Annotated in this window: 17 protein-coding genes and 1 riboswitch; of the genes, 7 read left to right on the forward strand and 10 right to left on the reverse strand. The window is 72.1% G+C overall.

From position 1 onward, the window contains the following. Positions 1-77: 77 nt before the first annotated feature. The 7 genes from dhaK to ACFWI4_RS34635 form a co-directional block, all read right to left on the reverse strand. Positions 78-1,070, reverse strand: a complete 993-nt coding sequence (dhaK, locus tag ACFWI4_RS34605; protein ID WP_385396399.1) for a dihydroxyacetone kinase subunit DhaK — start codon at positions 1,068-1,070, stop codon at positions 78-80. A gap of 250 nt (positions 1,071-1,320) precedes the next feature. Beyond that, a complete protein-coding gene (locus tag ACFWI4_RS34610; protein WP_387204615.1) occupies positions 1,321-2,502 on the reverse strand; it encodes an acyl-CoA dehydrogenase family protein in 1,182 nt (393 codons plus the stop codon). A 473-nt stretch (positions 2,503-2,975) separates the two neighbouring features. After that, positions 2,976-3,548: a TetR/AcrR family transcriptional regulator gene (locus ACFWI4_RS34615; RefSeq protein WP_387204618.1), complete on the reverse strand. Its 573-nt coding sequence runs from the start codon at positions 3,546-3,548 to the stop codon at positions 2,976-2,978. A 156-nt stretch (positions 3,549-3,704) separates the two neighbouring features. Beyond that, positions 3,705-4,625: an ATP-binding cassette domain-containing protein gene (locus ACFWI4_RS34620; RefSeq protein WP_387204621.1), complete on the reverse strand. Its 921-nt coding sequence runs from the start codon at positions 4,623-4,625 to the stop codon at positions 3,705-3,707. A gap of 8 nt (positions 4,626-4,633) precedes the next feature. Then, the gene (locus ACFWI4_RS34625; RefSeq protein ID WP_387204624.1) at positions 4,634-5,710 is read right to left on the reverse strand and encodes an ABC transporter permease; all 1,077 of its coding nucleotides are present in this window, start codon (positions 5,708-5,710) and stop codon (positions 4,634-4,636) included. Continuing rightward, entirely contained in the window at positions 5,710-6,729 is a 1,020-nt protein-coding gene (locus ACFWI4_RS34630) for a sugar ABC transporter substrate-binding protein (RefSeq protein WP_387204627.1), read from the reverse strand. Before ACFWI4_RS34630 ends, ACFWI4_RS34625 begins: the two co-directional genes overlap by 1 nt. Positions 6,730-6,892: 163 nt before the next feature. Further along, positions 6,893-7,471 carry a TetR/AcrR family transcriptional regulator gene (locus tag ACFWI4_RS34635; RefSeq protein WP_387204630.1) on the reverse strand — a complete coding sequence of 193 codons (579 nt, stop codon included), beginning with the start codon at positions 7,469-7,471 and terminating at the stop codon, positions 6,893-6,895. A gap of 90 nt (positions 7,472-7,561) precedes the next feature. Here ACFWI4_RS34635 and ACFWI4_RS34640 point away from each other — a divergent pair, with 90 nt between their 5' ends. The 4 genes from ACFWI4_RS34640 to ACFWI4_RS34655 all read left to right on the forward strand — a co-directional run bounded on the left by ACFWI4_RS34640 (position 7,562) and on the right by ACFWI4_RS34655 (position 10,384). Further along, complete coding sequence (locus tag ACFWI4_RS34640; protein ID WP_385396413.1) at positions 7,562-8,008, forward strand: anthrone oxygenase family protein; 447 nt, start codon at positions 7,562-7,564, stop codon at positions 8,006-8,008. 108 nt (positions 8,009-8,116) lie between these two features. Then, positions 8,117-8,734 carry an RNA polymerase sigma factor gene (locus ACFWI4_RS34645; protein ID WP_387204659.1) on the forward strand — a complete coding sequence of 206 codons (618 nt, stop codon included), beginning with the start codon at positions 8,117-8,119 and terminating at the stop codon, positions 8,732-8,734. Next, positions 8,731-9,831, forward strand: coding sequence for a CU044_5270 family protein (locus ACFWI4_RS34650; protein WP_387204634.1), 1,101 nt, complete (start codon positions 8,731-8,733; stop codon positions 9,829-9,831). Before ACFWI4_RS34645 ends, ACFWI4_RS34650 begins: the two co-directional genes overlap by 4 nt. A 154-nt stretch (positions 9,832-9,985) precedes the next feature. After that, positions 9,986-10,384, forward strand: coding sequence for a hypothetical protein (locus tag ACFWI4_RS34655; RefSeq protein ID WP_387204637.1), 399 nt, complete (start codon positions 9,986-9,988; stop codon positions 10,382-10,384). 122 nt (positions 10,385-10,506) lie between these two features. Here ACFWI4_RS34655 and ACFWI4_RS34660 read toward each other — a convergent pair whose 3' ends face one another. Continuing rightward, positions 10,507-11,664 carry a Gfo/Idh/MocA family protein gene (locus tag ACFWI4_RS34660; RefSeq protein ID WP_387204640.1) on the reverse strand — a complete coding sequence of 386 codons (1,158 nt, stop codon included), beginning with the start codon at positions 11,662-11,664 and terminating at the stop codon, positions 10,507-10,509. A gap of 49 nt (positions 11,665-11,713) precedes the next feature. Further along, positions 11,714-12,277, reverse strand: a complete 564-nt coding sequence (locus tag ACFWI4_RS34665; protein ID WP_387204643.1) for a PadR family transcriptional regulator — start codon at positions 12,275-12,277, stop codon at positions 11,714-11,716. Between the two features lie 82 nt (positions 12,278-12,359). Between ACFWI4_RS34665 and ACFWI4_RS34670 the strand changes: the two genes are divergently transcribed. Continuing rightward, positions 12,360-12,752 carry a nuclear transport factor 2 family protein gene (locus tag ACFWI4_RS34670; RefSeq protein ID WP_356051342.1) on the forward strand — a complete coding sequence of 131 codons (393 nt, stop codon included), beginning with the start codon at positions 12,360-12,362 and terminating at the stop codon, positions 12,750-12,752. A 51-nt stretch (positions 12,753-12,803) separates the two neighbouring features. Next, positions 12,804-13,175 carry a ferredoxin gene (locus ACFWI4_RS34675; protein ID WP_387204646.1) on the forward strand — a complete coding sequence of 124 codons (372 nt, stop codon included), beginning with the start codon at positions 12,804-12,806 and terminating at the stop codon, positions 13,173-13,175. Between the two features lie 93 nt (positions 13,176-13,268). Here the strand turns inward: ACFWI4_RS34675 and ACFWI4_RS34680 are convergent, their stop codons facing one another. Further along, the gene (locus tag ACFWI4_RS34680) at positions 13,269-13,844 is read right to left on the reverse strand and encodes a histidine phosphatase family protein (protein WP_387204649.1); all 576 of its coding nucleotides are present in this window, start codon (positions 13,842-13,844) and stop codon (positions 13,269-13,271) included. A gap of 222 nt (positions 13,845-14,066) precedes the next feature. Then, a riboswitch (cobalamin riboswitch) is annotated at positions 14,067-14,157 on the forward strand. 62 nt (positions 14,158-14,219) lie between these two features. Here ACFWI4_RS34680 and ACFWI4_RS34685 point away from each other — a divergent pair. Next, positions 14,220-14,441, forward strand: coding sequence for a CbtB-domain containing protein (locus ACFWI4_RS34685; RefSeq protein WP_339127678.1), 222 nt, complete (start codon positions 14,220-14,222; stop codon positions 14,439-14,441). The last annotated feature ends 255 nt before the right edge of the window (positions 14,442-14,696 follow it).

Below are 14,696 nucleotides of genomic sequence, written 5' to 3' on the forward strand. Positions count from 1 at the left end.
GTACGGAAGTTGACCTCATGGGCGTTCAACGGCCATGGGCCGGGCTGCCGTTCCCGGCCCGTCGGCCGCTGCCGTCCTCACACGCCCCAGCGAAGCCCCGGCGTCCTGACCGGCGCGTCCCACAGGCGCAGCAGTTCCTCGTCCACCTCGCACAGGGTCACCGAGGCGCCCGCCATGTCGAGGGAGGTGACGTAGTTGCCGACCAGGGTGCGTGCCACGGGGACGCCACGCTCGGTCAGCACCCGCTGGACCTCCGCGTTGAAGCCGTACAGCTCCAGCAGGGGCGTGGCGCCCATGCCGTTGACCAGGAGCAGCACGGGATTGCGCGGCGCGAGGTCGTCCAGGACGGCGTGGACCGAGAAGTCGGCGATCTCGCGCGAGGTCATCATCGCGCGCCGCTCCCGGCCGGGTTCGCCGTGAATGCCGACACCGAGCTCCAGCTCCCCGGCCGGCAGATCGAACGTCGGGCTGCCCTTGGCCGGTGTCGTGCAGGCGCTGAGCGCGACACCGAAGCTGCGCGAGTTCTCGTTGACCTTGCGGGCGAGCGCCTCGACCGCCTCCAGGGGCGCGCCCTCCTCGGCGGCGGCACCCGCGATCTTCTCCACGAACAGGGTCGCGCCCGTTCCGCGCCGCCCGGCCGTGTACAGACTGTCGGTCACTGCCACGTCGTCGTTGACGAGGACCTTGGCGATCCGGATGCCCTCGTCCTCGGCCAGCTCCGCCGCCATGTCGAAGTTGAGGACGTCGCCGGTGTAGTTCTTCACGATGAACAGCACGCCCGCGCCGCTGTCCACGGCGGCCGCGGCCCGCAGCATCTGGTCCGGTACCGGGGAGGTGAAGACCTCACCCGGGCAGGCCGCCGAGAGCATTCCGGGGCCCACGAAGCCGCCGTGCAGCGGCTCGTGCCCGGACCCGCCGCCGGAGACGAGGCCGACCCGTCCCGCCACGGGCGCGTCCCTGCGGACGATCACACGGTTGTCGACGTCCACCGTCAGCTCCGGATGGGCGGCGGCCATGCCCCGCAGCGCGTCCGCCACCACCGTCTCCGCCACGTTGATGAGCATCTTCATGGGAACCTCCTGGTGAGAAGGGCCGCCGGGCCGCTGTCCGGTGGTGCCCGCGCAGGGAGCCGATCCGGCCGGGCGTCGGGTCCTGCCGGCGAGCGGATCGGCGGTGCGAGGGGCTCACACTGGGAAGTATCGGCGTTCCGACGGCGATAATCACGCGCGCGGACGTTCTCCGCCGGGAGCGGATGCCGAACGCACCGGTTCCGGGCGGCACGGCGACGCTCCGGCTACCGGAGGACGCCGTACCGCTGCGCTACTTCCCCGAGGTGCGGACCCGGAGGCTGCCGCGGTCGCTCTCCTTGAGGCCGCGTCCGATGATCAGACGCTGGATCTGGTTGGTGCCCTCGAAGATCTGCATGACCTTGGCCTCGCGCATGTAGCGCTCGACCGGGAAGTCACGGGTGTAACCGGCGCCGCCCAGCACCTGGACCGCGTCCGTGGTGACCTTCATGGCGTTGTCGGTGGAGATCAGCTTGGCGATCGACGCCTCCGCCTGGAACGGAAGCCCCTCGTCCTTGAGCCGGGCGGCGGCGAGCGTGGTGGCCCGGGACACCTGCACCGCCGCGGCCATGTCGGCCAGGACGAAGGCCAGGCCCTGGTGCTCGATGATGGGCCGGCCGAAGGTCTCGCGCTCCCGCGAGTAGCGCAGCGCGTGGTCCAGCGCGCCCTGCGCGAGGCCGGTGGCCACCGCGGCGATGCCGAGGCGTCCGCAGTCCAGTCCGGCGAAGGCGATCCGCAGCCCCTCGCCCTCCTCGCCGAGCCGGCGGCTCGCGGGGACGCGCACGTTCTCCAGGCGCACGGTGGCGGTGGCGGACCCGGTCAGGCCCATCTTCTGCTCCGGCGGATCGGCGACCAGGCCGGGCGTGTCGGCGGGGACGAGGAAGCAGGAGATGGCGTGCGAACCCTCGTCGGACGTACGGGCCATGACCGTGTAGAAGTCCGCGTACCCGCCGTGCGTGGTCCAGGCCTTGGCGCCGTTGATCACGTAGTCGTCGCCGTCCCGCACCGCCCGGGTGCGCATCGCGCCCGGGTCGGAGCCGGCGTGGGCCTCGGACAGGCAGTAGGCGCCGAGCAGCTCGCCGCCGAGCATGTCGGGGAGCCACTCCTTCTTCTGGTCCTCGGTGCCGAAGGAGGCGAGGGCGAAGCAGGACAGCGCGTGCACGGAGACGCCCACCGCGACGCTCGCCCATACGGCGCCGATCTCCTCCAGGGCCTGGAGGTAGACCTCGTAGGGCTGGTCGCCGCCGCCGAACTCCTCCGGGTAGGGCAGGCTCAGCAGCCCGGCCCGGCCGAGCGTCTTGAAGACCTCGCGGGGAAAGCGTCCCTCGGCCTCGGCCTCGGCGACGCGCGGCGCGAGTTCCTTCTCGGCGAGCTCGCGGGTCAGGGCGATCAGGTCGACGGCTTCCGGCGTGGGGAGGGTGCGGGTCGCGGGCATGGCATGTCCTCGGTGGTGTCGGTCGCCGGACGGTTTCGATACGCCAGGCGATACAACAGTATCGTTTTTGGTACCGCCAGGCCATGCCGGAAGACAACGGAAAGCGCAGGGGCGCGGGGCTACGGGGCCCAGGCTGGGGCCGAGGTGCGGGGGCCCGGGGTGCGGGCAGCGGGGCCTGCCGGGCCGCCGGACCGGCAGGCCCGCGAGGCTGCCAGACCGCGAGGCTGCCGGGCTGCCGGGCTGCCGGGGCGTCGGGGCGTCGGGGCGTCGGGACGTCGGGACGCGAGGTTGTCGGACCGTGAGGCTGCGAGGCCGCCAAGCCGCAGGAGCGCCGGGCTGCCGGGACACAGGGGCGTCTGGGCTGCCGGGCTGCCGGGCCGCGAGGTTGCCGGGTGTCGGGGCGCCGGGGTGCCGGACCGCGAGGCCACCGGCACGCCGGACCCCGAGACGCCGGGACGGCGGGCCGGCGGGGGTCAGGGGGAGACGGCGTGGACGATGAGTGACGCCAGCTCGGCGTACGCCTCGGCGTCGTTCAGCCCCGTCCGGGCGGCGACCTCGCCCCGCTGGATCTCCTGCATGGTCGCGGCCACGACCTCGCCCACGAAGGCCGCGTGGACGTCACGGAACGCCCCCGCCGTGACACCGTCCGCGATCAACTGCCGGATCCGCGCCGCGGCGAGGCGCGTGTTGGCCTCGTACACCTCGCGGGCCGGCTCGAACTCGGCCATGTCGTCGAGGAACCGCCGGGAGAGCGGCCGCAGCTGTCCGGCGACCGCGTTCAGGTAGACCACCACACGCTCGGAGGGCGCGGAGGTGTCGGCCACCTGCTTCTCGACGGCCTGGGCGGCCTCGCGGAAGTAGTGCTTCACCGCCTCCCGTACCAACTCCTGCTTGCTTCCCGCCAGTTGGTACAGCGTCGTCTTCGAGCAGTGCAGCCGCTCGGTCAGCTCGTCCAGGGTGAACGCCGCGAAGCCCTCCGCCACCAGCAACGCGACCAGCCGCTGGAGCAGGTCGGTCTGGCGCGCGGTACGACGTGTGGACGGCATGATCTCAGCGTAACCGTTCCTCCATCACCGTGACCGGCGCCCCTCCAGGGGGTGATCCGGGCGCAGGGCCCGCTGTCCTGGGCCGACGCTCCCGGCGGAGCCGTACGGAGCCGTACGGAGCCGTACGGAGCCGAACGGGGCCGCCGGTCGACCCCCTCAGCCGCCCCCCGCCCCTCCGGCCGCGAGGCCCCCCGCCTCGGGGAGCCGGTCCACGTCGACTCCCCGCACCTGCGCCAACTCCTCCTTGAGCGCGGAGAGTTCGGCGCCTCCCGCCATGTGGTCGGTCAGTTCCTCCAGGCCGACCTCGCCGCGGTCGGCGCTGAGTTCGAGGGCTCCGAGCCGCAGCACGGCGAAGTGGTCGCCGACCATGTAGGCGTGGTGCGGGTTGTGGGTGATGAAGATGACGCCGATGCCGCGGTCCCGGGCGGCGGCCATGTACCTGAGGACGACACCGGACTGCTTGACGCCGAGCGCGGCGGTCGGCTCGTCGAGGATGAGCACCCTGGCGCCGAGGTACACCGCGCGGGCGATGGCCACGGACTGGCGCTGCCCGCCGGAGAGCGTGCCGATCGGCCGGTCGAGGTCGTCGAGGACGATGCCCATCGTGCGCAGCTCCTCGTCGGCGGTCCGCTTCATCCGGGCGATGTCGAGCCGCTGCACCGGCCAGGGGCCCTTGGTCAGCTCGGAGCCGAGGAAGAAGTTCCGCCACACCGGCATCAGCGGTACGGTCGCGAGGTCCTGGTACACGGTCGCGATGCCCTTGGCGAGGGCCTCGCGCGGGGAACCGAAGCGCACCGCCGTGCCGTCCACCAGGAGCTCGCCCTCGGTGTGCCGGTGCAGTCCCGAGACGATCTTGATGAGGGTGGACTTCCCGGCGCCGTTGTCGCCGAGGACACAGGTCACCCGGCCGGGACGGACCGCGAGCGACACGTCGTGCAGGGCGCGGACGTGGCCGTACGACTTCCCCACGCCGCGCAGGTCCACGATCGCGGCGCCGCCGGCCACGGCCGGGGTGCCGTCCCCGTGCGCGCCGCCCGGCGCGGGAGCGTCCGCGGTACCTGATCCGTTGTCTGCCATGGGTCGCTTCACCTCCGGGCCGCCGTGCGGCGGACCCACAGATTGACGAGCGTGGCGCCGAGCAGCATCACGCCGAGGAAGGCCTTGAACCAGTCCGGGTTCCAGCCGGCGTAGACGATCCCCTGGTTCACCATGCCGAACATGAAGGCGCCGAAGACCGGGCCGATCGCGGAGCCGTGGCCGCCGGTGAGCAGACAGCCGCCGATGACCGAGGCGGCGATGTAGATGAGCTCCTGGCCGAGGCCCTCGCCCGACTGCACCGTGTTGAACGAGAACAGCTCGTGCATCCCGACGAACCAGGCGCCGAAGCCCACCGCCATGAACAGCGTGATCTTGGTGAAGGTCACCGGGACGCCGACCGCGCGGGCGCTGTCCTGGTCGCCGCCGACCGCGAAGACCCAGTTGCCGTACCGGGTGCGCAGCAGCACCCAGGTGGCGAGCGCCGCGAAGACGAGCCACCACACGACCGTGATCTTCACCTGGACCCCGCCGACGCCGAACGACGAGGCGAAGACCTTCCTCGCCTGGCCGAAGCCGTCCATGTCGCTGATGTCGTCGGTGGCGACGTCGTCGGTGACCAGTTTGGTGACCGCGAGGTTCACGCCCTGGAGGATGAGGAAGGTCCCGAGCGTCACCAGGAAGCTCGGCAGTCCGGTGCGGACCGTCATCCAGCCGTTGAAGGCCCCGATCGCGAGCGAGAGGACGAGTGCGACGACCACCCCGGCCCAGACGTTCACGGTGAGCTGGTAGCTGAGCATGCTCGCCGTCAGCGCCGAGGTGATCACCGCGACGCCCGCGGACAGGTCGAACTCGCCGCCGATCATCAGCAGCGCCACGGGCAGGGCCATCAGGCCGATGGTCGACGACTGGTAGAGCACGGTCGCCATCGAACCGCCGGAGCGCACCGCGGGAGCCGCGATCAGGAAGAAGACGAACACGGCGGCGGCGCCGAGGAACACCCCGACCTCGGGCCGGGCGAGCAGCCGCAGCACCGGCGGGCGCCGCGCGCCCTTCCCCCCTGTCGTCCGGGGGCCGGGGGCCGGCGGCGCGGTCGCCGCCGGCCCGGCCCCTCCGGCCGTGGTCATCACCGGGTGCCCTTCGCGGCGAACGCGGCGACGGTGGCGACGTTGCTCTTGTCCACGAACGCCGGGCCGGTGAGCACCGGCTGCTCGCCGCCGCCGCTGTAGTTGCCGTTGTTCTTGTAGAGCCACAGCGAGTCGATCGCCAAGTAGCCCTGGAGGTACGGCTGCTGGTCCACGGCGAACTGGATGGTGCCCTTGCTGATGGCGCCGGTGAGTTCCTTGTTGAGGTCGAAGGTGGCGATCTTCGCCTTGCTTCCGGCGTCGCCGACCGACTGCACCGAGGTGAGGGCGTACGGGGCGCCGAGCGCGACCACGTAGTCGATCGCGGGGTCCTGCTTGAGCTTGGCGGTGACGGTGGACTTCACGGACGGCATGTCGGTGCCGTTGACGTACAGGTTCTCCGTGGTCCCGCCGAACGTCTTCTTCACGCCGTCGCAGCGCTGGGTGAGGCCGATGTTGCCCTGCTCCTGGATCACGCAGACGACCTTCTTGGCGCCCTCGGCGTTCAGTTTCTTTCCGAGCGCCTCGCCCGCGACGGTCTCGTCCTGGCCGAAGAACTCCATCAGGCCGAGCTTCTTCCAGTCGCTGAGACCGGAGTTGAGGCCCACGACGGGGATACCGGCCGAAGTCGCCTTGGCCACCACGTCCTTCATGGCGTCCGGCTTGGCGAGGGTGACCGCGATGCCGTCGACCTTCTGGTCGATCGCGTTCTGCACCAGGTTGGCCTGGTCGCCCGCGTTCGGGTCGTGCGCGTAGATGAGCCTGATGTTGTCCTTGGCGGCCGCGGCCTCGGCGCCCTTGCGGACGATGTCCCAGAACGTGTCGCCGGGCGCCTGATGGGTGATGAGGGCCACCGTCATCCGCGGGGTGTTCGCCCTGCCCGTGGTGCCGGCGGCCCCGGTCTCCTCGGCCTTCTTGCCGCCCGAGCTGCTTGAGCAGCCCGCGGCGAGCAGTAAGGACGCGGCGGCCAGGGCCGCGAGGGGGACGAGTCTCCGGGAACGGGGTCGGAACAAGCGATCCATCTGTCCAGCACCTCACTGTGCGGCCGGGGTCAGCGTGTTTCCTCCTGTACATCCCCAGCAACAGACGCATCACGCATGTGAACGGAACCGGACCGGCGGGCAACACCCGCGGGACACGGCCGAGTTGGCATCCCGTCTGCCGTACGGCCGCCGGGATGGTGTGTCAGAGCACGGCGAGCCGGTCCACCAGCAGCGCCACCCGCTGCTCGGCATACTCCGGCGGAAGCCGTCCCGCCCGGGTCAGGGTGGCCACCCCGTGCAGGGCCGCCCAGAACACCTCGGTGAACACGCCCGGGTGGACACCGTCCCCGGCGACCTCGCCGAGGCTCTCCAGCAGGGCCGCGAAGGCGTCCTTCAGCGGCTCCGGAGTGTCCTCCCGCGCGAACGCGAGGCCGCCGTCGAGCTGGAACATGGCGTCGTAGACCGCCGGGTTGCGCTCGGCGAAGTCGAGGTAGGCGCGGGCGAGGGCGGCGACCCGGGCGCGCGGGCCGTCCGCGGCGGAGGTCGCGGACCGCAGCGCCGCGGCCATCTCGGCGGCGCCCTCCAGGGCGACGGCACCGATGATCTCGCGCTTCCCGCGGAAATGGCTGTAGAGGACGGGCTGGCTGTACTCGATGCGTTCGGCGAGCCGGCGGGTGGTGACCGCGTCCCAGCCCTGCTGCTCGGCGAGTTCGCGGGCCGTCGCCACGATGAGGCGCTCGCGGCCCGCCCGCTCACGCTCCTTGCGTTCCTGTACCGACATACCTCGATTCTAGCACTGCTAGACAATCGAGCGGGGATAGGTCTAGCGTTGCCTCATCAGCTAGCAACGCTAGATCCTGGGAGGGTCATCATGCTCAACGCACTCGAGGTCTTCACCACCGTGGTCGTCGGCGTGATGGTGGGCGTGGAGTTCTCCGTCGCCTTCATCATGAACCGCATCCTGGACGCGCTTCCCGAGGACAGCGGTCAGCTCGGCCACGCGCACGGCGGCCGGATGCTGGGCGCCCTGATGCCGTTCTGGTACATCGGCTCGGTCGCCCTCGCGGCGATCTGGGCCGTCGCCGGATGGCACCGTCACGGCGCCGGACTCGTGGTGACCGCCGCCGGTCTGCTGATCCTCAGCGTGATCATGTCGATACTGTTGCTCGTCCCGATCAACAACCGGAACAAGACCTGGACCCCCGAGAACCGGCCCGCCGACTGGAAGCAGCAGCTGCACCGCTGGAACCGCTACCACTACGTCCGCGTCGCCGTCCTCGTCGCCGCCTTCACCCTGCTGGCCGCCGCCCTCGCCTGATCCTCGCGAGGACCCGTCCGCCGCGCCGAGGGCGTGACGAGCACCACAGGAACCTGAGGCGGGGCGCGGAGAGTACCGAGTGTGAGTCAAAAAGAACCAGCGCAGTCCCTGCGCACGCGCATAAGGGCGGGGGACCGAGAGGCGTTCGCCGAGCTCTACGACGAGTACGCGCGGGCCGTCTACAACCACGCCCTGCGGCTGACCGGCGACTGGTCGCAGGCCGAGGAAGTCATGTCCGAGACGTTCCTCGCCGCCTGGCGCGGCCGGGAACGGGTCGAGCCGGAGGGCGGACCGCTCGGGCCCTGGCTGCTCGGCATCGCCACGCACCGGGCGCGCAACGCCAACCGGGGTCTGCGCCGACGGCTCGCCTTCCTCGCGCGCAGCCCGGGGCCCCGTCCCGTGGAGGACTTCGCGGAGGAGACGGCGGGGCGGATCGACGACGCCCGCCGGCTCGCCCTGGTCCATCAGGCGCTGGGCCGGCTGCGCCGCCAGGAGCGTGAGGTGTTCGCGCTGTGCGTGTCGGCAGGGCTCGACTACCGGCAGGCCGCGCAGACGCTCGGCGTCCCCGTCGGCACCGTACGTTCGAGGCTCTCGCGCGCCCGTGCCCGGCTCGCCCGGCTCAGCTCGGGGCAGGACACCGCGAGGACGGAACCCCCGCGCCCCCGTGGAGAGATGGAGAGTGAGGCCGCGTTCGCGGCCCTGTTCCTGAAGGAGGAGACCCGATGAACGCCGACGGTCGACGGACCGAGGACGCACTGGAACTGCTGTCCGCTCCGGCCGAATGGGACCTCCCGCCGGAGCGGCACCTCCACCACAAGGACGTCCTGATGCAGCAGATCGACCGAGACCTCGGCCACGCCACCACCCCGAAGCCGTCACCGACCCAGGCCCAGGCCCCAGCCCAGGCTCCGGCCCCGCGCCGCAGGTTCACCCGCCCGGCCGTCCTGGTGCCCCTCGTCTCGACGGTGCTGGCCGGAGCCCTGGCCGTCACCCTCACCGGCACGGGCATCGGCACCGGCGGAACCCACGGCCCCGCGCCGACGGACCGCGCGGCCACCGGCGGCGCCCGCGCCCGCACCGCCTCCGTCACCCTGAACCGCATCGCCGTCGCCGCCATGGCCCGTGACGTCACGCCGGTCAGGGACGACCAGTTCGTGTACGTCAGGAGCCTGACCGTGTCGAACAAGGGGACGTTCGACGGGCCCGTGCAACTGGGAGCCCCGCACACGATGGAGACCTGGACCTCGCAGGACCCGAGGCCGATCAAGACCCTCGGCTGGATGCGCGAGTCGGGCAAGGACGCCGTGATGCCCGGTGAGACCATCCCGATCGAGTCGACGGACGCCGTCCCGGCGGGGATCGACCACCCCACGTACGCCTGGCTGTCCTCCCTGCCGACGAACCCGGACGCCCTGCTCACCCGGCTGCGCCGCGAAGTCCGCGTCTCCGACGGGGAGTCCAGGGAGCAGGCCGTGTTCTCCCTGATCGGCGACCTGCTGAGCCAGACGCTCATGCCGCCGCGGAACACCGCCGCGCTGTACGAGGCGGCCGCACGGATACCCGGCGTCGAGGAGATCCCGGACGCCGTCGACGTGGCCGGCCGGCACGGGATCGGCATCACCCGGGAGGACCCCTCCTCCGCCACCCGCGATGAATGGATCTTCGACAGGCACAGCCTCGCGTTCCTCGGAGCGCGCGGCTTCATCACCCACGACGCGCGGAAGGGCATCACGTCCGACACGCTGACGGGCAGTACGGCCGTGCTGCGCCGCTCCGTCGTCGACCGGCGCGGCGAGCGGGCCGCCGCGGGCACCGGCGGCTGAACGGCCGGGCGGCCGCCGGGCGGGCGGGGACCGGCGCGGGCTTCGACCGTGCCGCGACCGGGGGAGAGGATGGGATGATCCTGTCCTCTCCGGTACGCCAGGCGACGCCCCGCGTACCGGACCGCCGCCTGCCGACGAGGAAGACGAACGATCGATGACGCTGAACGTGGGCCAACGGGTGCGGCTGGCGGCGGATCTCCGGCTGGCCGGGTCCGTGACGCCGGCCGGGGAACCCCCGGAGCGGACGGATGCGTTCGCGGCCGCCTCGCTGGCCCTGGCCGCGGGCACCGAGGGCACCGTCGAGCGGGTGGACGAGCAGGAGAGGCGGCAGAGTCACGAGGTCGGTGAGTACCTGCGCCTCAAGTCGCTCCTCGACGACTTCGGCCACCAGATGCCGCAGGCGAGCAGAGGGCAACTGGATGAGCAGGTGGGGGCCTTGGAAGAGCACTGGGTCGCCTACCAGCGACAACTGCTCCGCGTCACGGTCCGCGTCCGCCTCGACAACGGATTCGTCCTGGACGCCACACCGCAGGAGGCCTTCGCCTCCGCCTGACCGGTCGTCGGGGCCCTCGCCCTCCGCGAGCCCGCCCCGACGGCTACCGGCTGCGGCTGCGGTTGCCGCTGTTGCTGTGGCTACGGCGTCGGCCTCGGTTGTCGCTTCGGCGCCGGTTGTGGCTACGGCGTCGGCGTCACCCATGATCCCGAGGCCGCCGACCGCACCATCGCGTCCAGCGCCGCCGCACTGCGGACCGCGTCGGTCAGCGTGGCCCCGTACGGCCTGCCGTCCGCGATCGACCGCAGAAAGGTGTGCGCCTCGACGACCTTGAGGTCGTCGTAGCCCATGGCGTTCGCCGCGCCCGGCTGGAACGCGCCGAAGTCCCCGGCCCCCGGACCGACGTACACGGTGCTGACCGGCTGGTCCTGGTACGTCGACCCCCGGCTCACCCCCAGTTCGCCCATCCGGCGGAAGTCCCAGGACACCGCGCCCTCGGTGCCGTGGATCTCGAACCCGTAGGAGTTCTGCTCGCCCACCGAGACCCGGCACGCCTCCAGGACCCCGCGCGCGCCGGAGGCGAAGCGCAGCAGGCAGTTGACGTAGTCCTCGTTCTCCACGGGCGCCGGTTCCCCGCCCGAGGCACGCGTGTGACCGGCGGTCGCGCCGGCCGGCCGCGCCCGCAGCGGTACGAAGACCGCGGTGTCCGCCACCAGCGCCTCGATCTCGCCCAGCAGGAAACGGGCCAGGTCGACGCCGTGCGAGGCCAGGTCCCCGAGGACCCCGCTGCCGCCGCGCCTCCGCTCGAAGCGCCAGCTCAGCGCACCCTCGGGATGGGCCGCGTAGTCGCTGAACAGGCGGATACGGGCATGGGTGACGTCGCCGATGTCACCGGAGGCGATCAGCTCGCGGGCCGCCACGACGGCGGGCGCGCCACGGTAGTTGAACCCGACCGTGCCCCGGACCCCGGCCGCGGCGACCGCGTCCGACACCGCCCGGGCGTCGGCGGCGGTCAGCCCCACCGGCTTCTCGATCCAGAGGTGCTTGCCGGCCGCGGCCATGGCCACGCCGATCTCCCGGTGCAGAAAGTTCGGCGCGGTGACGCTCACGGCCTCGACGCGCGGATCGGCGGCGACGTCCCGCCAGTCACGGAGAGCGCTCGGGAAGCCGTACCGCGCGGCGGCCTCTTCCGCCCGGCCGGGCACCTCGTCGGCGACGGCGATCGGCTGGGGGCGCAGCGGGAGGTCCGGGAAGTGGTGGAGCACCCGGGCGTACGCCTGGGTGTGGACCCGTCCCATCCAGCCGAACCCGACGACGGCGAAACCGAGCGTACGCACCACGACTGCCTCCTGCGGTCCGATCTGATCCGAGCCGGTGGACAGGACTCTGTCAGGGAGTGACGGCCGTGCGCCGCTCCAGCACCCGCAGCGCCCGCTCCGCCCAGTCGATGATCGCCTGTTCGAAGGCGCGTCCCCCCAGCAGTGTGAGATACGGGCCCACGCGCTCGGCCTCGGCGAGATACCGGTCCTCGGTGCGCCCGTCGAGGAGCCGGGCGCCGATCCGCTCGTAGTGCGCCAGCTTGGCCCGCGACCACTCCAGCCGCTCGGTGATCGCCACCCGGACGGCGTCGGCGTCGCCGATGTCGAGCGCGTACACCTTGACCATCAGCTCGTCACGGATCGCGACGGGTCTGGCGGGCCCGGAGGTGAAGGAGGCCAGCGCTTCGAGCCCCGCCCCGGTCAACGAGAAGACCCGCTTGTTGGGGCGGCGTTCCTGCTCCACGAGCCTGGCCTCGATGAGCCCCTCGGACTCCATCCGGTCGAGCTCCCGGTACAGCTGCTGCGGGGTAGCCATCCAGAAGTTGGCCACCGAGGCGTCGAACCCCTTGGCCAGGTCGTAGCCCGACGCCTCGCCCTCCAGGAGCGTGGCCAGTACCGCGTTGCGCAATGCCATCCCGCAAGGCTAGACGGCCCGCGACCGCAGGACTAATCTTATCCGCACCTAATCAATTAATTGAGTAACAGAGGTGGACGCGATGAACTCCTTCCGCAAGGCCGTGGAGGCCGGAGACCTCGGCGCGGTCGAGGAGCTGCTGGCCGACGACGTCGTGTTCACCAGCCCCGTCGCCTTCAAGCCCTACCCGGGCAAGCCGATCACCGCGGCGATCCTGCGCGGTGTCTGGCGCGTCTTCAGCGACTTCCGCTACGTCCGCGAGATCGCCGGGGCGGACGGCCGTGACCACGCGCTCGTCTTCACGGCCAAGGTGGGCGACAAGGAGATCAACGGCTGCGACTTCCTGCACTTCGACGAGGACGGTCTCATCGACGAATTCACCGTGATGGTCCGCCCCTTGTCGGCCGCGCAGGCGCTCTCCGAGGCGATGGGCGCGCAGTTCGAGCAGATCTCCCGGGAGGCCGCCGGAGCGTGAGCGTCCTGAAGGGCGCCGTTTGAACCGACTCTCCCCGGCTACCCGCCTGTTGTGACGACGACGACTTCACAGCAGGAGCTCTTCCGGTTCCTGGAGGACCGCTTCGCATGCGCCCAGGCCTGCGCCGAATGCGCCCGGTCCGCCGCGCTGCGCGCGAGCCTCATGGATCCCGGCGGGCCCAAGCGGCGGGAATCCGCACGGCGTTCGGGCATCCTCTGCGCGGAGGTGTGCGAGGCGACCTGCCACGTCCTGTCGAGGCAGCAGGCGGACGAGAGGGAGGTCCGCGTTCAGCTGGAGTGGTGCCGGGACGTCTGCCTGGAGTGCGCGGAGGCCTTCGACGGCTGCCCCGGGTCGGAGGCCGCCGCACGCAGATGCCGTGAATGCGCCCGGGCGTGCGAGGACTTCATCGCCGTACTGCGGTGAGGCCGCGCGCGACCGGGGCCGAGCCTCCCGCGCGGCCGGGAGCCGCCGGCGTGGGTCCACGGAGAGAACGCGAGCCCGCCGGGGCCGGGCCGGTCAGGCGAGCGGGCGGCCGGCGCGGAGGTTCCAGCGCCCGGCGCGCCCGCTCAACTCCGTGACGGTGAGCGGCTGCACGTCCACCCGCCAGAACGCCTGCTCCGGCGCCCCCAGGGCCCGTACCACCACAGCCCGTACGACCTCGGGCTCGACCACGGCCACGGTCCGCCCATCGAACCCGGCCGCCGCGTCCAGGCGTTCCGCCACCCGGTCGCAGAACGCCCGCACCGACTCGCCGTCGTGCGGGGCCGACTCCGGGTCGGAGAGCCACCGGGCGACCGCCTCGGGCTCCTTCGTGCTCACCTCCGCCAGCGTCGCCCCACGCCAGCGGCCCACGTCCAGAGAGCCCAACTCGTCTACTTCGGAGCCGCCTTGGAGTCCGAGCGCCTCGGCGGTCTGCCGGCACCGCGCGGTGGGGGAGATCCACACCCGCCCGGCGGCCGGAACGGCACCGGCCCCGGCCGCGGTCCGGGCGGCCCGCAGGCCCGGGGCGTCCACCGGGCTCCCGTCGTCGAAGCGGGCCTCGCGCAAGGCCTCGCTGGTCGCCGCGGAGATCAGGATCAGTCGGCTGGTCATGCCTTCATTCTCGCGTGTCGTGGACCCGCACCGTGTCGTACGGCCGGGTCCGTGCGTGCGTCACGGACCGCGCCCGGAGCCAACCGCCGTGCTCAGGACGACGGTTGCCGCCCAGCGGACAGGCTCACCGACCCGTGGGGCGCACGGAGTACGGCGAGTGTGCGCCCTTGGCCGGGGTGCGGCTTCGCGGTACGGTCACGTGGATATTGACGACGGTTCGGCGGAAGCCCGGTGCAAGTCCGGCACGGTCGCGCCACTGTGAGCCCGGCACATGTCACTCCGGCCAGGGGTGAGGGACGCGGGCGAGTCAGACCCGTGGCTGTCGTCCTGTGCACCACCGAGATGGGACGCGAGTTCCCCAGGAGGTTCTGCCCCATGGCGCAGTCCGTCGTCCAGCCGACCGTCACGCCCACCGCCGTTCCCGCCAAGCTGCCGATCGGCGCGATCGTCCCCTGGGCGGTCTTCTTCGGCATGCTGATGCTGGTCCTGCTCTACTTCGTCGGCGCCGAGCAGGGCGCCACCTCCCTCGTCTCCGGCGAGAACGTCCACGAATGGGTCCACGACGCCCGGCACCTGCTCGGTTTCCCCTGCCACTGACGGCGACGGGGACCGTAGGGCCAACGATGTTCCGCGAGGTCCGGGAACCCCGGCCCGCACGAGGGGCGCCGCCCCGGGCCCCCGGGGGCGCCCCGCATACCTTACGCCCCCGGCCTCGCCCAGGCCCCGTTAGGGGAAGCGGTGGACGGGGGGGGCCCGGAGGGGGGGGGGGGGGGGCCGGGGGGCCGCGCCCCCCCCCGGGCCCCGGCCCGTGCCGGGTGGGTCGGTGGTGGTGCGTCAGGGGTGGTGTGTCAC

It is taken from the genome of Streptomyces sp. NPDC127038 (assembly GCF_042725875.1).
GTDB lineage: Bacteria > Actinomycetota > Actinomycetes > Streptomycetales > Streptomycetaceae > Streptomyces.